The organism is Colwellia sp. MB02u-10 (assembly GCF_014077185.1).
Taxonomy (GTDB): Bacteria; Pseudomonadota; Gammaproteobacteria; order Enterobacterales; family Alteromonadaceae; genus Cognaticolwellia.
In genome coordinates this window covers 24,642-42,534 of sequence record NZ_JACGVK010000135.1, presented here as the reverse complement: position 1 = coordinate 42,534, position 17,893 = coordinate 24,642, and the positions used below count along the sequence as shown (strand labels likewise).

The 17,893-nt window shown below is 38.5% G+C and carries 17 protein-coding genes; 5 read left to right on the top strand and 12 right to left on the bottom strand.

Annotation, left to right across the window (positions count from 1 at the left end):
* Window positions 1-234: 234 nt before the first annotated feature.
* From H4J59_RS15970 to H4J59_RS15940, 7 genes are all read right to left on the bottom strand, one after another.
* Window positions 235-1,362 carry a carboxypeptidase family protein gene (locus tag H4J59_RS15970; protein WP_182241013.1) on the bottom strand — a complete coding sequence of 376 codons (1,128 nt, stop codon included), beginning with the start codon at window positions 1,360-1,362 and terminating at the stop codon, window positions 235-237.
* Between the two features lie 65 nt (window positions 1,363-1,427).
* Complete coding sequence (locus H4J59_RS15965) at window positions 1,428-1,835, bottom strand: TlpA disulfide reductase family protein (RefSeq protein ID WP_259369571.1); 408 nt, start codon at window positions 1,833-1,835, stop codon at window positions 1,428-1,430.
* Window positions 1,836-2,218: 383 nt separating this feature from the next.
* Window positions 2,219-2,497, bottom strand: coding sequence for a cell division topological specificity factor MinE (minE, locus tag H4J59_RS15960; protein WP_182241012.1), 279 nt, complete (start codon window positions 2,495-2,497; stop codon window positions 2,219-2,221).
* Window position 2,498: 1 nt separating this feature from the next.
* A complete protein-coding gene (gene minD / locus H4J59_RS15955) occupies window positions 2,499-3,308 on the bottom strand; it encodes a septum site-determining protein MinD (protein WP_182241011.1) in 810 nt (269 codons plus the stop codon).
* Window positions 3,309-3,335: 27 nt separating this feature from the next.
* Window positions 3,336-4,043 (bottom strand): septum site-determining protein MinC, encoded by a 708-nt coding sequence (minC, locus tag H4J59_RS15950; protein WP_182241010.1) that lies wholly within the window; start codon window positions 4,041-4,043, stop codon window positions 3,336-3,338.
* Window positions 4,044-4,190: 147 nt separating this feature from the next.
* On the bottom strand, window positions 4,191-4,472 hold the full coding sequence (locus H4J59_RS15945) for a cell division protein ZapA (protein ID WP_182241009.1): 282 nt from the start codon (window positions 4,470-4,472) through the stop codon (window positions 4,191-4,193).
* Window positions 4,472-4,702 carry a DUF904 domain-containing protein gene (locus H4J59_RS15940; protein WP_182241008.1) on the bottom strand — a complete coding sequence of 77 codons (231 nt, stop codon included), beginning with the start codon at window positions 4,700-4,702 and terminating at the stop codon, window positions 4,472-4,474. The genes H4J59_RS15945 and H4J59_RS15940 overlap by 1 nt, the downstream gene beginning before the upstream one ends.
* A 715-nt stretch (window positions 4,703-5,417) precedes the next feature.
* Here H4J59_RS15940 and H4J59_RS15935 point away from each other — a divergent pair.
* Window positions 5,418-7,505, top strand: a complete 2,088-nt coding sequence (locus H4J59_RS15935; RefSeq protein ID WP_182241183.1) for a S9 family peptidase — start codon at window positions 5,418-5,420, stop codon at window positions 7,503-7,505.
* Window positions 7,506-7,648: 143 nt separating this feature from the next.
* Here the strand turns inward: H4J59_RS15935 and trxC are convergent, their stop codons facing one another.
* On the bottom strand, window positions 7,649-8,095 hold the full coding sequence (gene trxC / locus H4J59_RS15930; protein ID WP_182241007.1) for a thioredoxin TrxC: 447 nt from the start codon (window positions 8,093-8,095) through the stop codon (window positions 7,649-7,651).
* A gap of 117 nt (window positions 8,096-8,212) precedes the next feature.
* Between trxC and H4J59_RS15925 the strand changes: the two genes are divergently transcribed.
* From H4J59_RS15925 to H4J59_RS15915, 3 genes are all read left to right on the top strand, one after another.
* A complete protein-coding gene (locus H4J59_RS15925) occupies window positions 8,213-8,407 on the top strand; it encodes a homocysteine S-methyltransferase family protein (RefSeq protein WP_182241182.1) in 195 nt (64 codons plus the stop codon).
* 484 nt (window positions 8,408-8,891) lie between these two features.
* Window positions 8,892-9,875, top strand: coding sequence for a DUF1852 domain-containing protein (locus tag H4J59_RS15920; protein ID WP_182241006.1), 984 nt, complete (start codon window positions 8,892-8,894; stop codon window positions 9,873-9,875).
* Window positions 9,876-9,974: 99 nt separating this feature from the next.
* Entirely contained in the window at window positions 9,975-11,033 is a 1,059-nt protein-coding gene (locus H4J59_RS15915; RefSeq protein ID WP_182241005.1) for a methionine synthase, read from the top strand.
* Between the two features lie 195 nt (window positions 11,034-11,228).
* Here the strand turns inward: H4J59_RS15915 and H4J59_RS15910 are convergent, their stop codons facing one another.
* Entirely contained in the window at window positions 11,229-12,059 is an 831-nt protein-coding gene (locus H4J59_RS15910) for a sulfite exporter TauE/SafE family protein (protein WP_182241004.1), read from the bottom strand.
* A gap of 379 nt (window positions 12,060-12,438) precedes the next feature.
* Here H4J59_RS15910 and H4J59_RS15905 point away from each other — a divergent pair, with 379 nt between their 5' ends.
* The gene (locus tag H4J59_RS15905) at window positions 12,439-13,323 is read left to right on the top strand and encodes a LysR family transcriptional regulator (protein WP_182241002.1); all 885 of its coding nucleotides are present in this window, start codon (window positions 12,439-12,441) and stop codon (window positions 13,321-13,323) included.
* Between the two features lie 366 nt (window positions 13,324-13,689).
* Here H4J59_RS15905 and H4J59_RS15900 read toward each other — a convergent pair whose 3' ends face one another.
* The 3 genes from H4J59_RS15900 to H4J59_RS15890 all read right to left on the bottom strand — a co-directional run bounded on the left by H4J59_RS15900 (window position 13,690) and on the right by H4J59_RS15890 (window position 17,861).
* Window positions 13,690-15,708: a MacB family efflux pump subunit gene (locus tag H4J59_RS15900; RefSeq protein WP_182241181.1), complete on the bottom strand. Its 2,019-nt coding sequence runs from the start codon at window positions 15,706-15,708 to the stop codon at window positions 13,690-13,692.
* 3 nt (window positions 15,709-15,711) lie between these two features.
* Window positions 15,712-16,953: an efflux RND transporter periplasmic adaptor subunit gene (locus H4J59_RS15895; RefSeq protein ID WP_182241000.1), complete on the bottom strand. Its 1,242-nt coding sequence runs from the start codon at window positions 16,951-16,953 to the stop codon at window positions 15,712-15,714.
* A 65-nt stretch (window positions 16,954-17,018) separates the two neighbouring features.
* Window positions 17,019-17,861, bottom strand: a complete 843-nt coding sequence (locus tag H4J59_RS15890; protein WP_182240998.1) for a YbhB/YbcL family Raf kinase inhibitor-like protein — start codon at window positions 17,859-17,861, stop codon at window positions 17,019-17,021.
* Window positions 17,862-17,893: the final 32 nt, after the last annotated feature.

The following is a 17,893-nucleotide window of genomic DNA, read 5'->3' as shown; positions in this document are numbered from 1 at the left end:
TTAAAGTTATTTTGCGTTGTAATATATACCCGAACACTTGCCTTTAGCCAGCTAAACTAGAGAACCAAGATTACCGCATGTATGTACTTAGCTTTTATCTAGCACACAGAGCCTGTGCAATACAGGATAAGGGCATAACCCTTATCCTCAAATACGCTTAATCGGCTTACCTAGTTTACCGCTGAAGTTACACTTTAGTGCGGAACAGTGATAGACCTATGTTATGACTAACCACTAACGTAAATCATCCACCACGTGGTAAATGGCGGTTAAAAAGTCTCGACCAAATAAACTACTGCGCTCATCTGACCAACCGACACTATAGTCGGGCAATAAATTGTTGTCTTTAAATGGCATTTCAACTGTGTAGGCTAAACATTTAAATTGTTCGCCCACCCAATTAGCCGCAACCGTTAAGTTAGCTTGGCCAGGTTCGTCTTTATCGTAACCTTTGTCATCTTGAAACTCTGGTGTTATAGCTAAAAGCACATTTTTGAATTTGTCTTCAAGGCCTTTAATACGCTCGTTATATGAAGGAACACCTTCACTACCGGCAACAAAATTAAAAGGTAAAGCTTCGTCACCATGAATATCTAGATGCATGTCTACGCCTGTCGCAAGCATTTTTTCACGCACAAGATACACTTCAGGACTATTTTCCATCGTGGGCGTTTGCCATTCACGGTTTAAGTTAACACCTTTAGCATTGGTACGCAGATGACCACGAGCTGAGCCGTCAGGATTCATGTTGGGTACTAAATAAAATACTGCACTGTTTAACAATGACCGGGCAACCCCATCGTCTTCATCTAATAAGCGATCAATAAAGCCTTCCATAAACCATTCGGCCATAGATTCACCCGGATGCTGACGTGCAGTTATCCAAATAACTTTTTTACCTGCACCCTCTTCACCCACTTTCAATACCGACATATCACGGCCATCGAGTGTTTGCCCCAATACCTGTAATTGACAATCAATATCTAGTTGTGCACTGTGAATTAAGTCTTGATGACGTTCATAACTGTAAGGTGCAAAGTAGGCAAAATAAGTCGCGTCATATTCTGGTGTGAAAGTAATAGTAAGATTTTCACCATCAAATTCTGTTGGTACACGAAACCAATGTTGGCGGTCATAAGATGCAACAGCTTGATAATCTTTCCAACCATCAACATAAGCCGACTTACCTGCATTAGTTAAATGCATGACATGTTCAGCGTATTCGGTATTATGAAGTTTGAAGTGAAACCATTGGTAGAATTCTGATTGATTATCTTTTTTAATGGCTAGTTGAATATTACTTGGGTCTTTTGCTGAGATAACATCGATATTACCTGAGTCAAAGTTTGCGGAAATTTGCATAAGGCCTTTTGCTCATGATTGTTTTGATGGCCTTAGTGTACACAAACCCGTAAAAGATCAGAAGCCTAAAGACTCCTTAAATACAGACCAATTTCAGAAGAATAGCCTAGAGAACGACCAATGATGGCATTTTCTCCATTTAACACATAATAACTTGGATAACCCTGCACTTGAAAATCAGCTTTTACTGACTCATTACCCAAAGCAACCGGGAAGGTTAATTGATGATTATTAGTAAATTTTTTAACTTCATCAAGGTCGACAAAATCTAACGCGACAGCGATGACGTCTATTTTAGGATTTTTTTGATAAACATTTTGTAAATTATCAATACTAAAGTTACATACTTGGCACCAAGGTGCAAAAAAATAAACAATGGTCTTTTTACCCTTAGCTTGTAGCATTATATCATTATGCATCAGCGTTTTTAGTTGATGTTTAACAGGCAAAACATCGGCACTAGTAGATAGCATGCTAGTTTCTCGCCACATCGAGATAGCATTAAAAATGAATAAAAAAACCAGTACCTGTATCAATAAACTACGCAACAAAAGAGTAACTTCCAAAAATTCACACCATAATAATTAAGACCGGTTTAGTTATTTTTTTTGTTCATCTTAATCATTAAAATATGACCGACTGCACGTAATACTTGAGATTTTCATATCAAAAAACAGATTTACCGCCTGATTAGCGCCTGTATGATAAATTTTACCAAACAAAACTCTACTTTATGATCACCATCGTGCATTGTCGTTTATGGTTTTTATAGTTATTTATGTGCTGCTTTTAGACTGCTAGCCTATTAATACGCTGATAATCATTTACTAAGAGCGGAGCCAAAAAAATAATAACTTTAGTCTGTATTCTTTTCATCATGTAATTCAATGTTGAGTTCTAAGACGTTTAAATTACCCTCTTTTTTATCAAGATTTATTGAAAAACTTTCATCTGATACTTTAATATATTTACGCAAAACGTTAAGAATATCCTCAGTGAGTTGCGGTAAGTAATCAGGCTGTTTATTTCGACTAGTACGCTCGTGCGCAACAATAATCTGCAAGCGCTCTTTTGCTTTAAAAGCGGTTGTTACCTGTTTTTCTTTTTTCTGTAAAAAGTAATCTAATAGGGCCATGTTATCCTCCAAACATACGAGTGAAAATGCCTTTTTTCTCGGCAACTAAAAATCTAAATTCAACTGTCTCACCTAATAAACGGTCTATAACATCCTGATAAGCTTTACCTGCATCACTTTCAATATCTAAAATTACTGGCTCGCCAGAATTTGATGCTTTGAGTACCGCTTGTGATTCTGGAATAACGCCTAACAAGGGTATTGAGAGAATTTCTACAACGTCTTCAACACTGAGCATTTCACCTTCTTCCACTCGCTTAGGTGAGTAACGTGTCAATAATAAATGTTCTTTTATTGGTTCTAAACCAAGCTCTGCTCTGCGTGAGCGACTGGCTAACATACCTAAAATGCGATCAGAATCACGTACCGATGAAACTTCAGGGTTGGTCGTCACTATAGCTTCATCCGCATAATAAAGCGCCATCATCGCGCCCGCTTCAATACCTGCAGGTGAATCACAGATAATATAATCAAAAGCTTTTGACAGCTCTTCCAATACTTTACCAACGTTTTCTTTAGTTAATGCGTCTTTGTCGCGCGTTTGTGAAGCCGGTAATATAGATAAGCTGCTAACGCGTTTATCTTTAATAAGCGCCTGATTTAAGGTCGCTTCACCGTTAATGACATTAACAAAATCATACACAACGCGACGTTCGCAGCCCATAATTAAGTCAAGATTTCGTAAACCAATATCAAAATCAATTAAAACAACTTTATGACCTTTTAATGCTAAACCAATACCAACGGCAGCACTTGATGTTGTTTTACCCACACCACCTTTACCTGATGTAACTACTATTATGCGTGCCATAAGCGAATATCCTTTATGAGTTAGAAATTATATGAGTTTTGATGACGTTAATTCACTGTCAGTCAAATGTATAAATGCAGGTGAGCCCCAATGTTGCTGCATTGACTCACTGAGCCAATAATTACCATTAATGGAGACTAATTCAGCTTCAAGATTTTGGCAATATATTTGCGCTTTATGGTGACCTTTTGCGCCAGCAATTGCTCGACCACGTAACGAACCATAGACATGAATATTACCATCGGCAATCACTTCAGCACCGGCTGAAACTGAGCCAATAACCACTAAATTTTGATCTTTAGCATAAAGTTGCTGACCAGAGCGAACTTGGCCTCGATGGACTTTGTCAGTGTATAGATGACATTCAGCACTAGCGGCTATTTTTGTCACACTTTCTTGTGCAATCGCCGTTTTTGTTGCGGTACTCACTTTTGTGGTATTAACAAAAGAAAAACCAAGTTCACGAATAAGTTTGCGTTGCTCTGTCGCTACATCACCAGTAAAACCAACAAAAGTAAAATTGAATTCTTCGATTAATGTTTTTAGCGCTTGGTATTCAATGCTGCCCACCAGTTTTTCGATACTGACCACAACAGGCACTAGGTAAAAAAAATCGGGGGCTTGAGCCACTTTCTTTATTAAATCAGCACGAATATCGGCTAATTTTGACGTTCTTAAATGTAAAACAGAAAGGGTAAAGCTTGACCCTTTAAATTCAATGCTTGCAGCAGCCATAATAAAGGTGTTCCTAAATAAAAACTCAATGTATCCGGGTGCAATTTACCTGATAAATGCAACTAAACATAATGCAACTTGACATAAAATAGCCAGTATTACTGTTATCTTACCAATAGATAGCAGTAATGCTAGAAAATTAAAATACTATAACGCACTTTTCAGTTTTAAAATCAAAGCCTCTTGCTCGTGTTGAGACAACTTAATTTTATTATTTGCCATGAGTAGTGAATAACTTAAATTAACTGATGCCACCAATAAAGCACGCTCACTGCTAGCTGTACTTTTTTGTTTCTTAATGTCATCACACATAGCAACAAGATTGCTCACTGCTTGCTTTAAATCCTCTACTTGTTCAGCCGGACAAAAAAATTGGTGCTGCTTGCCCATAATTTCAATGCTGATGCCTTTGGAGTCTTCAACCAACATTAACTAAGCTCTTCTACACTTTGTAACTTACCTAAAAGGCTGGTTAATACGCTATTTGTTTGCTTCTGTTTTTCTTCACCTTCAAGTGCTTCTAATTGTAACATTTCATTTTCGTCGACTAGCACTGATTTTTGTAGTTCTAATTCTGCCACTTGGCTTTTTAATAGTTTATTTTTTGCAATGATCTGTTCAATCAGCTGTTCGAGTTGCGGAAGAGTATTTTCTGACATAAGGCGCTCTGGTTAACTGTAGTAAATAAAGGCGGCAAACTTAATCTAAAGTGAGACAAAATGCTACTTTTTAGCGTAATTATTAGCGTAATTTATGTAACAATTATCAACAGTAAAGCTGAATAAGCCATTACGACTAAAAAACATACACTTAGGCGTAAAATTAAGCAGTAATACTTACCACTGTTCCAACCATCACTCTGTATGATATTAACTAGCGCAATCAATGGCAAAATTAACTTAAGACTCAGTCTTTATTTTACGTTTTGGTGTTTGCTAAACGTTTTCTATTGAATTTGGCGGTAGAATAAATATTTGAGCACTTTTAGAAAAAAGACACTAACCACTCTTTTAACTGAATTTTTAAATAAAAACCGCTAACCTTACGATTAACAGCTTTGCTATAATTGACAGTAAGATGGTGATTTTAAGGCTCTTGTCTTTATCTTAATAAAAATTTTTAATGATAAAGTTTACTAAAAAAATTATTAAACAATTAACTAATCTTATGTATAAAAGCTCGATAGACTTGTTCATTAAATATTTTCTTGAGTTAAATACATTTGATTAATTAAGTGTGATACTTTTTCATCCACAACAATGGCTAAATACCATTAGAAAAGATCTCATAATCAATCAAATTTTCAAGCAAAACTCTATACAATATCTTTTAAAATAGGAGCACTTAGTGCCAACATCTTCAATTATATCAGCTATGTCAAACAAAAAAGTTTCCGCGCCAATCGCCAAAAAAATTCCACATAAAATGGCCATTCACCATCATCAACGGGTGGATAATTATTATTGGATGCGTGATGACCAGCGAATTGACGAAGAGGTATTGGCGCACCTTAATGATGAAAATGATTATGCTGATGCTATGCTAGCTGAGCAAAAGCCTTTACAGGAATTACTTTTTCAAGAGCTTAAAGCCCGAGTGGTAAAAGACGATAATACCGTGCCAGCAAAAGACGGTAAGTATTGGTATCACAGCGAAATTAGTGGTGAGCAAGAGTTTTCAAATTTTTATCGAGCAACTAGCTTTGCTGGTGAAAACAAAACCCTATTATTAGATGTTAATGAACGCGCCAAAGACCATGAGTTTTATGATTTAGGCGATGTCTCAATAAGTCCTAATGATCAATTAATGTCAATCTCTGAAGACACGGACAGCCGCCGTATTTACACCATTATCTTTAAAGACTTAAACCAAGCTGTCGACTCAGACGATATTTATTTAACAGATATTATCGTCGAAACTGAAGGCGAAGTGGTTTGGGCTAACGACAATCAAACCATATTCTATGTCAAAAAAGATCTAGAAACCTTGTTAGGTACGCAAGTTTATCGTCACAAATTAGGCACGGCACAATCTGATGATGTGCTGGTTTATGAGGAAAAAGATCACAGTTTTTACATGAGTTTAGATAAAAGCAGAGATGACAGTCAAATTTATATCTGTTTACACGCCACTGAATCAACACATTGTTTAGCGCTAAGTGCTGACGAGCCTGATGGCAAGTTTGTTGAGTTGTTTCCATATCAAGAACAACACGAATACCACGCTGATAAAATGGCCGAACACTTTTACATTGTCACTAACTACCAGGCGAAAAACTTTAGATTAATGAAGGTGGCGGTTGATCAAGTTAATGATATCAATAACTGGCAAGAAGTTATTCCACATAGAGAAAATGTGCTGTTAGAAGGCATTGAATTATTTCATCACTTTATTGTGGTTACCGAACGAGAAAATGGCCAAATTCGTTTTATAGTTCACACCACACAGGGTGAAAATGCAGGCCAGCAATATCCCCTGTCGTTTGACGACCCCTGCTATTTTGCTTGCTTAGGTGATAACCCTGAGCCAGAAAGTACCACTGCAAGACTCTATTATTCAAGTTTAACAACCCCCGGCTCTTTATATGATTTTGACTTAGCCACTGGTGAGCGAAAGCTGATTAAACAGCAAAAAGTATTAGGCGACTTTAACAAAGAAGATTACCAATCAGAGCGCTTATTTATTAGCGCACGTGATGGCACACAAGTACCCGTATCGCTAGTATATCGTAGCAGTAGCTTTAAAAAAGACGGCACTAACCCGCTGCTACAATACGGTTATGGTGCATATGGTATTACGATAGATCCTAATTTTTCTAGTCAAACCTTAAGCTTACTCGACCGAGGTTTTGTTTACGTTATCGCCCATGTTCGTGGCTCAGAAATGCTAGGAAGAACATGGTACGAAACCGGTAAAATGGCACATAAACAAAATACCTTTAATGACTTTATTGATGTTACCCAAGCATTGGTGGCACAAGGTTATGGCGCTAAAGATAAAATATTTGCCTCAGGCGGCAGCGCCGGCGGCTTATTAATGGGCGCTATAGCAAACCAAGCACCTGAGTTGTATTTAGGCATTGGCGCCCATGTACCCTTTTTAGACGTATTAACGACTATGCTCGATGAAACCATACCGCTAACCACTAATGAATATGACGAATGGGGTAATCCAAACGAAGCACAAGCCTACCAGGATATTTTAGCTTATTCGCCTATTGATAATATCAGCGCCCAGCACTACCCCAATATACTGGTAACCACCGGCTTACATGACTCACAAGTACAGTACTTTGAACCCATGAAGTGGGTAGCAAAACTGCGAGAGTTTAAAACAGATGATAACCTACTGCTCTTTAAAACAGATATGGACGCGGGCCATGGCGGTGCATCAGGACGTTTTAAACGCTTAAAAGAAAGCGCCTTGGAGATGAGCTTTTTTATCTCTTTGTTAGCAAAATAATTTCCAAATCACCAAAATTAGCGCTGTTATTCATTGTTACCAGTGAATAACAGCAGCCTGTCAATCGAATTAACATATTGAATTAATGGCTTTAATTAACGTACTGAACTTATGTCCTGAGTTAAGACTATAAGTTATTACTTTCAAACGGTTGGTAAATTTTGAGCTAGCCATTGTTCAAATTGAGCTTTAGGTAAAGCGCCTGACATACGCGCAATCTCTTTACCGTGATGAAATATCATTAAAGTCGGAATTGAACGAATATTATAACCACCAGCGGTTTGTTGATTATGTTCTGTATCTAACTTAACGAAACAAGCCTGAGCAAACATTTCACCGGCAACTTGTTCAAAGGTAGGAGCAAACTGTTTACATGGTCCGCACCATGCAGCCCAGAAGTCGACGACCACAGGTAAACCATTGTCTGTAACAAAACGGCTAAAGTTTTTATCGCTGCCCACAACAGGTTTAGTGGAAAGCACAGGTTTTCCACACTTGCCACAAACAGGTTTATTATTGAGCTTGTCTTTAGCTAAGCGATTTTTTGTACTGCAACTTGCGCAAACTATTTGAATAAGTGAATCAGACATAGTGGATCTCCGTAGAAGTCGTTTAAAACTTGTTTAGAATTTATTTAGAAAAGATAAGCCGTTATTAAAATATTTATTAATATGGGTTTCTGTAGGTTTTAATTCAAGTGGACAAGGATTATTAATCAGTTTTGCCGGAAAAACACGCCCATTTACAACGATTATGCTCACAAACATGTTATTAGAGACGATATTTCTCCCCAAAAATACCGTGAATTTGTATGCTCTTGGATTAACGCTGCCGGATCGATTGTAAGTGGCTGTTGTGGTGTATCACCAGAGCAGATTAAAAAACGAACCGAACTCAAATAACTTTCGAGCTTTGTGAACTTATAGCCTAATCACATTGTAAATAGTATTTCAGATAAAGCCTCACACATCCCCCCCGTAATAACGACTAATATTGACGATATTAAAACGGGAAAAAGCAGATATTAAATTAAGCTAATCTTTGAACAACTCAAAGCTAATGGCCTAATAATGTTTGATAAGGCGACTGAGACATAACACTATCATAGCGAAATTAATCAGTAATTTACGCCAAAATGTTCTCAAAAATGTAAATCAAAGCAATACATGCAAATATTTCATAGTTCAATGAAATTAAATCAATTTTATTCATAAAACAAACCAAGTATAAAACACACAGTACTCTTAACTCTAGGCAATACGACCGTTAATTCTTAGTTTGACCAGTAGAGGAAAATAAAAATGCTGTGCAAGCTACTGATAATAAATATCAGAAAATAACCTTGTAAAACCTTGAAATAGAAATAAATACATTGGATGCCAGATCATGAATAACAAAGATTTTACATTTACCATTAAGAGCATTTGTCTCGATGAAGATTATCAACCATCAAACAATACCCGTATCTCGACCAATTTTGCTAATTTGGCCAGAGGAAACTATCGCCAAGCGAACTTACGCAACGCTTTAAAGATGATCGATAATAGTTTTAATGCCTTAGCACATTGGGATAACCCCAAAGGAGATCGTTATTCTGTCGAACTTGAAATCGTTTCCGTTGGTGTCGATATTGAAGGCAGTGGTAAAACCTTCCCATCGATTGAAGTATTGAAAACGAATATTGTTGATCGTAAAAATAACAAACGCATTGAAGGTATTATAGGAAATAATTTTTCATCTTATGTGCGAGATTATGATTTTAGCGTATTGCTACAAGATCATAATAAGGGTCAGTCCAAATTTAGTATTCCAGATAACTTTGGCGAACTGCATGGCAAACTTTTTCAGTATTTTGTCGATTCAAAGGTTTATAAACAAAATTTTAGTAAAACACCCGTTATATGCATTAGTGTTTCAGATAACAAAATCTATCAGAGAACTGAAAATCAGCATCCTGTATTGGGTGTAGAATATCAGCCAAATGAATCGTCTTTGACTGAGCAATATTTCAAAAAAATGGGCTTACAAGTGCGTTATTTTATGCCGCCAAACAGTGTTGCACCTTTAGCTTTTTATTTTTTTGGTGATTTACTTAATGATTACACTAGCCTTGAGCTGATAAGTACCATAAGTACAATGGGCACCTTTCAAAAAATCTACCGACCTGAGATTTATAATGCCAATGCTGCTGCAGGAAAATCCTATCAACCCAATTTGAAGAATCAGGATCATTCATTAACTCAAATCGTTTATGACCGAGAAGAACGTAGCAAGTTAGGTAGCGAGCAAGGAAAGTTTGCTGAGGAGAACTTCATCAAACCATACCAAGCGGTACTTGAGCAATGGTCTGCTAACTATCTTAATAGCTAGATTTTATAGCTACATTAAATAGTTACGTTAAATATTTACGTTTAAACGTTATACACAATAGCAACATTAAATAAACACTCTACATACGGCATCATTTTTATGAAAGCACTTATTAACAAAGCACTTATTAGCAAAAAATTATTACCCACTTCAACGGCTGGCAGTTTACCTAAACCTTCTTGGCTGGCACAACCTGAAACACTCTGGTCGCCTTGGAAATTGCAAGGTGATGAATTAATAGAGGGCAAACAAGACGCTTTACGTTTGTCATTACAAGATCAACAACATGCAGGGATTGATATTGTTAGTGATGGCGAGCAAACGCGCCAACATTTTGTTACTACCTTTATTGAGCACCTCAACGGCGTTGATTTTGAGAAACGTAAAACCGTTAAAATTCGTGATCGCTATGATGCAAGTGTACCAACAGTTGTCGGCCCCGTTAGTCGCCAAAAGTCAGTGTTTGTTGAAGACGCCAAATTTCTACGTCAGCAAACCAAGCAACCTATTAAATGGGCGCTGCCAGGCCCCATGACAATGATAGATACACTTTATGATGATCATTATAAAAGTCGCGAAAAATTAGCTTGGGAATTCGCCAAAATACTCAATCAAGAAGCCAAAGAGTTAGAAGCGGTGGGTGTTGATATTATCCAATTTGATGAACCTGCATTTAATGTATTTTTCGATGAGGTAAATGATTGGGGAATTGCTTGTTTAGAAAGAGCCATTGAAGGGCTTAAATGCGAAACGGCTGTCCATATTTGCTATGGTTATGGCATAAAAGCCAATACAGACTGGAAAAAAAGCTTAGGTTCTGAATGGCGACAATATGAAGAAGCATTTCCCAAGCTGCAAAAGTCTACTATCGATATTATCTCACTAGAATGTCATAACTCTCATGTGCCCATTGAACTACTTGAACTCATTCGCGGTAAAAAGGTGATGGTTGGCGCCATTGATGTGGCAAACCATACGATTGAATCACCAGAAGAAGTGGCCAATACCCTGCGAAAAGCGCTGAAGTATGTCGATGCTGACAAGCTATACCCTTGTACTAACTGCGGTATGGCACCCTTACCTCATCAAGTGGCAAGAGATAAACTAAACGCCTTAAGTGCAGGTGCAGAAATCGTTCGAAAAGAGCTGTTAGCCTAATAACTAACCAAGCTAATAATATGTGTCGGGGATTTTTTATTTGATGATATTCAACAGCCATTATCGAACAAATTATCCGATAATGGCTGTTGAAATCGAACACAATAATACAACGCTATGAATCACAGCGCTGTATTATTGCTTTAGGAAAAGTAACCTTTTTTTTAAAGTCATATCCTAATTGCACATTACAACCTATAAGAAAATTTGTGCCAACATGCGTAGGCCCGTCAACAGTAATACCAAGGCAAAAATCTTTTTCAGTTTTCCAGCATCTAATTTAGCTGCCAACGATGCCCCTACCGGCGCAAATAATACCGTGAGCGGCACAATACAAATGAATCCAATAAGGTTAACTAAGCCAAATGTTCCCGCTGGTGCATCGGTTGGAGTGTTCCCCATAACTAACATTGTTAGTGCTCCTGGCAACGAAATGATTAATCCTATCGCTGCTGCGGTGCCAACGGCCTTATGGGTTGGATAATTATATAGCGTGAGTAACGGAACCGAAATAGTGCCACCACCAATGCCGACCATAGCACTGAAAAAGCCAATAGATGTGCCCATAACCGTTTGCCCTGCTTTAGCAGGCAGTTGTTGAAACAAAGCGGATTTTCCAGTTCTGAGCAGCATGTTTAGCGCAGATAGGGTCGCTATTACGCCAAACAACAGAGTAAGCACAGTACCTTCAACGCGAGTCACTAACCAACTTCCCGCTAATACACCCATAAGAATAAATACAGCCCAACGTTTGAGCAGATCAAAATCTACATTACCTTTTTGATGATGCGAACGAATTGAGCTAATAGAGGTTGGCACTATGGTAGCCAATGACGTTGCAGTAGCAATCAGCATGGCAGATTCTGGCGATACGCCAAAGCTCTGGAACAAGAAAAATAGCACAGGCACGATGACGATACCGCCGCCTACGCCTAATAAGCCGGCTAAAATTCCTGCGAATACTCCGGTGGTAACCAAGGTTAAAATGGTAGGGATATTATTTGTTATAAATTCAATGATATTCATTAACTACTACTTCTATTTTTAATGATCGGCAAAAACTTAGCCCGCGATTCTTGGCTAAGCTACCACCCCGATGTTAGCTCTTTATGTCAAACCGTAGCAATACTATGTTCCTTCAGCTGGGTTCAGGTAAAAACAAGGCAAACTTTACGTAATGTTTCGCTGCTATATGACCAAGCTAATATTAAGTACTGCTTTCAACTCTAGTTATTAATTTTTTGACTACTTTTATGATTACTTTTATGGCTTCATTTCAATGATCTTTTACCAATTTAGCTATCTAAAATAATTGTACCAATACTTGTTCAATGAGTAAAAATGATATAACTTCATCATTCAATGAATATAATTCATCATTAAAACAAAAGACAGGAGTTAACTGATGATAGAAAGGATTCATTTAGAAATACTAACGGCAATAAAAGAACATGGAACGCTAACAAAAGCGGCTGATTCATTACATTTATCTCAATCTGCATTAAGTCACAGTATTAAAAAATTAGAAGGCCAAGTGTCGACTCCGATATGGCAAAAAGATGGCCGAAACCTTCGTCTTACTGCTGCTGGTGAGCGTATTCAATCGCTTGCCAATAGAGTATTGCCTCAGTTTTTACATACAGAATTATTATTAAATCAGATTGCAAAAGGTGAAATGGGTGCGCTTAGAATAGGCATGGAATGTCATCCTTGTTATCAATGGTTACTCAGAGTCATAGAGCCTTATCTTGTTCAGTGGCCAGACATCGACATAGATGTGAAGCAGGAATTCCAGTTTGGCGCTTTAGGTGCATTACTGAGTTATGAAATAGATGTGCTTATTACACCTGACCCACTCTTTAAACCCCAAATAACCTACATCCCCGTTTTTGACTATGAGCATAGACTTGTTGTGTCCACATCTCACAAGCTAGCAACGCAGGACTTTGTATTACCCGAGCAATTAAGCGAAGAAGTGTTATTTAGTTACCCTGTTGAGCCAATGAGGCTAGATATTTTTAGTCAATTTCTTAATCCAGCAAAGTGTTCAGTTAAAAAACATAAAATTATTGAAACAACTGAGATCATGTTACAGATGGTGGCCGCTGGTCGAGGTGTTTGTGCCTTGCCGGGCTGGTTAGTCGATGAATACTCAAAATCAATGCCAATCAAAAGTCTACGTTTTGGGAAGCAAGGTATTAGTAAACAAATTTTTGTAGGTATTCGAAAGGACGAACAGCAAATAGACTACTTAAACGATTTTATTACTCAAGCTAAAAAAACAAAATAATCAATGAGTTCAGCCTAATAGAAAAGTTAACGCTAAAGGCTATTTCATCGCTGATAATAGCTCAATACTGCCCTTTAGATTACACATTAACCTACTTTTGGGGCAGTTATGAGTTTGTAGAGACATGGCACAGTTATCCTGACAGATAACTGTCCCATGTCTCTAGTCTTTAAGCTTTAAGCTTTTTAAAAATTCAGATGACATAAACTATTTTCTCAATATAAACACTTTAGGCACGGCTGATATAATGCAATAGATTATATCAGCCGTGCCGCTAAGCAATTATTTTGATTCAACGCCTTCTTTATACTCTGCGATACATTTAATATTGCCTATTCTCTGATCGCTGAAGCGTTTGAACTCACCCTAATCCCTTGACAGAGCTTCAATAGGGTTCAGTTTTGCCGCATTACGGGCTGGAAGGTAACCAAATATAATACCTATCAGTGTCGAGCAAGCAAAAGCGGCGATGATCGACGTACTAGAATATATCATCTGAAAATCGCTACCCGTATACGTGATAATTACACCAACCAAGTAGGCTAACCCTATTCCCAGCGCACCACCACAAAAGCATACCAGCACGGCTTCGATCAAGAACTGACGCATGATATCCATCTGCCTAGCTCCAACAGCTATGCGTATACCTATTTCCTTCGTGCGCTCAGTTACTGAAACCAACATGATATTCATGACACCAATCCCCCCCACTAACAACGAAATGAACGCAATAGCAGAAATGAGTAATGTCATGGTTTCAGATGTTTTTTCTATGCTTTTTCGTATCGTGTCGGTGTTGATAGTGAAAAAATCAACCGTGTCGTGCCGCATGGTCAGTAAGTTAATAATTCCTTGTTCTGCTACCTCACTCGATACATTTGCGTCAACCCTTACGGTGATATCATCGACATAATCTTGCCTAAATATACGGCCTGATACTGTGGTATAAGGTAACCAAACATTCAGTTCATCGCTATTGACAGACATACTTTCAATTGGCTTAGTCACGCCAATAACGCGCACGGGAAGTCGGCCTAGAAAAATGACATTACCGAGTGCATTACCGTCGGCAAAAAGTGCTTGTTCGGTATTCGCGTCAATGACCGCAATTTGTTCTAGTGTATCTACGCTGTCTTCGCCAAAGTATTGTCCTTGTGCCAAGTTATAACCCCGTACACGGAAATATTCAGTACCAACGCCTTGAACCGAGCCGGTAACCGTTTCATTGGAATAACGAATGGCAACATTCGCTCTAACTGTAGGAGTAGCGCTATCGACAAACGATAATGTTTTAAGCGCCTTGGCATCCTCTGCGGTGAGTGAATGAACTCGCCCAGAGCGACGATCTCCCCGACCTGTTCCAGGCTTTATCTCTATGGTATTGGTGCCCATTGAAGCAATATTATCCATAATTTTTTGCTGCGAACCCGTGCCTAGTGCAACCACTGACACCACTGAAGCAATACCTATGATGATACCCAGCATGGTAAGAAACGTACGCAGACGATTATTAGACATGGCAATAAGCGCCATTTTCAATGCTTCAAAATAACGTGACCAAGTAATACTCGTTTTAGCTTTTGTTTTAGCTTTTTTCTTTGTACTTTCTAGTTCTTTACCTTCAACTGCTTTGCCTTCAACTGTTTTGCTTGCAATGACATAACAAGAAGTTTCTTGTGCAATGCTGCTAGGGTTATTGCCATTAGCTTTATCGCTAATAATTTCTCCATCTTTTAGCTCTATAACACGATCAGCAAACTCTGCAATATTAGGATCGTGTGTGACCAAAATAATGGTGTGGCCATCGCCGTGTAGCTCCTGAAGCAACTTCATCATCTCTTCGCCACTTTTGCTATCTAATGCACCGGTTGGCTCATCGGCTAGAATAACATCGCCACCATTGACTAAAGCTCTGGCGACACTCACTCGTTGCTGCTGACCGCCACTCAGCTGGTTTGGTTTATGATCTAAACGATCGCCCAAGCTAAGCCGGGTAAGCAGTTGTTTCGCTTTTGCTTGTCGAGCGTGTTTATCTTCATTGGCATACAAGGCTGGAACTTCTACATTACCCAATGCACTTAAATCACTTAAAAGGTGATAACGCTGAAAAATAAAGCCAAAGTATTCACGTCGTAATGCGGCAAGTTCATCTTCCCCCATAGTAGAGGTGTCTTGTCCATTGATGAAATAACTGCCTTTGTTTGGCTTATCAAGGCAGCCAAGCATGTTCATCAGTGTCGACTTTCCAGAGCCAGAGGCACCAATAATAGCGATCATTTCACCACGGTTAATCTGCAAGTTAATATTTTTTAAAACAATAAGTTCATTATCGCCAGCAGTAAAACTGCGGCTTACATCGACAAGTTTTATCAGTGCATCAGTCATCATTTATAAGCCCCGACCTGAACCCGGACCACCTTGTCCACGCATACCACCACCTGCTAGCCCAGCCATCGAGCTGCCTATAGCGTTAGAGGAAGCCATACTGTTAAGACCTGATAATTGACTAATCACTATTTCATCGCCTTCATTAAGCCCTGATAGTATCTGTGCGTATATTTTATTATTGATGCCAACTTCCACATCTCGATATTCAGCTTGGTCGCCATTTTTCACTAGCACCTGATAGGAAGGATTTAGGCCAGATTTTTTAAGTAATACCTGCGACGGCACAAGCAAGACGTTTTCTGCTTTGTCAAGAATAATAGAAACTTGTGTTGTCATACCAAAGCGTAATAAATTATCAGGGTTTTCAACATCAAACAGCGCATTATAATAAATCGCTTCATCGTCACCAATTTTCAACGAACTATCATCACCGCTAAGCAATGTTGGGCCTGGCTCAATGGCGCGTAAAACACCGTGATATTTCTTACCTGTTGCGCCCAAAATAGTGAAATAAACTTTTTGTCCTGCACTGACGTTTATAATATCGGCTTCAGAAACCTGTGCCTTAATGGTCATGACATCAAGTTGTGCCAGTTCAATAATACTCGGCGTACCTTGATTGTTATTGACCGTTTGCCCCTCTTCCACCGAGACATAAATTACTGTGCCGTCGATAGGCGACTCAATAAGGGTATAACCTAGATCAACCTGAGCGTTATCTACACTGATAATAGATTTCTCTTTTTCGGCACTTAACTGATCTAGCTCTGCTCGATAAACTGCCAGTATAGATTCAGCTGTGTCATAGTCTGATTGTGAACTTGCGTTATTCGCCAGCATCTTTTTAATTCGTGTAAATTCAGCTATCGCCACTTTAATCTGCGCTTGTTTTGCCCGTAACTGAGCATCGATGCTCTTGCGTAAAGCTTCGGCTTCTTTTAAAGCATTTTGTTGGGTTAAATTATCGATTTGAGCAATCAAATCTCCTTGCTTTATTTCATCACCCAACTGAACATCAATTTTTTCTATCAATCCTGAAATTTGAGCACCAACACTGACCAATTTAAACGGATATAACACACCGTTTGTTAGTACCACACTGTCAATATTGCCTCGTGTAACAATATCGGTGATAAATACCGTTTGAACCTGCTGTGACATGCTGTATTTGTAGCCTACGCCTGCGATAATAACGACGATAAAAAGCACTAATAGCAAGGTCTTTTTAATGTTTTTTTTCATGTAACTCTCTCAATTTTTGTGCAGATATATTTTATAACTGTGCTTAACTAAAGCTTCAAAGCTGCTTATCTTAGAGAAGTACTAGAGTCAGCGTCTTCATCGGTTGTACTTTTAGCTTGCTCACATAGTGGCAATGTTGATGGTGGATGCCTTTTTTCTTCTTGCTGATTACCTTGCTGATTGTCTTGGTGATTGTCTGGCTCCAAGTGAGGTTTTGCTCGCGATTGGCAACTGCGCTCAAAACTGACGCTTAAAGCGTCAGAAGCTAAGACAAAACCCTGCATATTGGCTCGTAAAATTTCTGCTGATACATGCTTTGATTCAGAGAGTGCTAAAATTTTTGAAAGTGCATATAAATGAAAGGTGTAGTTTTTTAAGCCCGGACCTTTTGAACAAGGTGGTGCATATTCATTATTATCATTGACTACATTGCTACCAAACGTACCGACTGGCTGCTCATTTTCCTTGTTAGAACTAACATCCGCGTTAGCACCCGATACAATACCAGAGACATTCGCTGGAATATTGTAAATACTCCAGTACCAACGCAAGCCTTCTGGCTTTTTGGTTTTAGCTTCTTTGTGCAGTAAAGGTAACGTATTTCCCTCGTTACCTGCACCCTTGGTTTTTGGCTTATCAAGTGGATTTTTATTGGGTCTATGATCAATGGGCATATGATCCATAATCAGCACCAAAGACTTCGCATCATCAGGTACACCTTGCCAATTTAATGGCGGTGAAATACCGTCACCTTCACAGGTAAATTGAACCGGTAGTGCTTGATTATCTAAAAACGCAGGGCTGAAAAGTTTAAGGGTTTCATCGGCTTTAGTTGCCGTTGACATGAGTAGTATCAAGCTTACGATCGATACAACAGGAATAAGGGACGTAATATTTTTGATATTCATGACCAATCTCTTTAGCAATTAAGGTAACCATT

Excerpts from the sequence above, each read along its gene's own strand:
- H4J59_RS15910 (WP_182241004.1), bottom strand. The coding sequence starts at position 12,059 with ATGAATATCATTGAATTTATAACAAATAATATCCCTACCATTTTAACC.
- H4J59_RS15890 (WP_182240998.1), bottom strand. The coding sequence starts at position 17,861 with ATGAATATCAAAAATATTACGTCCCTTATTCCTGTTGTATCGATCGTA.
- H4J59_RS15920 (WP_182241006.1), top strand. The coding sequence starts at position 8,892 with ATGAATAACAAAGATTTTACATTTACCATTAAGAGCATTTGTCTCGAT.
- H4J59_RS15970 (WP_182241013.1), bottom strand. The coding sequence starts at position 1,362 with ATGCAAATTTCCGCAAACTTTGACTCAGGTAATATCGATGTTATCTCA.
- H4J59_RS15900 (WP_182241181.1), bottom strand. The coding sequence starts at position 15,708 with ATGACTGATGCACTGATAAAACTTGTCGATGTAAGCCGCAGTTTTACT.
- H4J59_RS15905 (WP_182241002.1), top strand. The coding sequence starts at position 12,439 with ATGATAGAAAGGATTCATTTAGAAATACTAACGGCAATAAAAGAACAT.
- minD (WP_182241011.1), bottom strand. The coding sequence starts at position 3,308 with ATGGCACGCATAATAGTAGTTACATCAGGTAAAGGTGGTGTGGGTAAA.
- H4J59_RS15895 (WP_182241000.1), bottom strand. The coding sequence starts at position 16,953 with ATGAAAAAAAACATTAAAAAGACCTTGCTATTAGTGCTTTTTATCGTC.
- H4J59_RS15965 (WP_259369571.1), bottom strand. The coding sequence starts at position 1,835 with ATGCTATCTACTAGTGCCGATGTTTTGCCTGTTAAACATCAACTAAAA.
- minE (WP_182241012.1), bottom strand. The coding sequence starts at position 2,497 with ATGGCCCTATTAGATTACTTTTTACAGAAAAAAGAAAAACAGGTAACA.
- H4J59_RS15945 (WP_182241009.1), bottom strand. The coding sequence starts at position 4,472 with ATGTTGGTTGAAGACTCCAAAGGCATCAGCATTGAAATTATGGGCAAG.
- H4J59_RS15935 (WP_182241183.1), top strand. The coding sequence starts at position 5,418 with ATGTCAAACAAAAAAGTTTCCGCGCCAATCGCCAAAAAAATTCCACAT.
- minC (WP_182241010.1), bottom strand. The coding sequence starts at position 4,043 with ATGGCTGCTGCAAGCATTGAATTTAAAGGGTCAAGCTTTACCCTTTCT.
- H4J59_RS15915 (WP_182241005.1), top strand. The coding sequence starts at position 9,975 with ATGAAAGCACTTATTAACAAAGCACTTATTAGCAAAAAATTATTACCC.
- H4J59_RS15940 (WP_182241008.1), bottom strand. The coding sequence starts at position 4,702 with ATGTCAGAAAATACTCTTCCGCAACTCGAACAGCTGATTGAACAGATC.
- trxC (WP_182241007.1), bottom strand. The coding sequence starts at position 8,095 with ATGTCTGATTCACTTATTCAAATAGTTTGCGCAAGTTGCAGTACAAAA.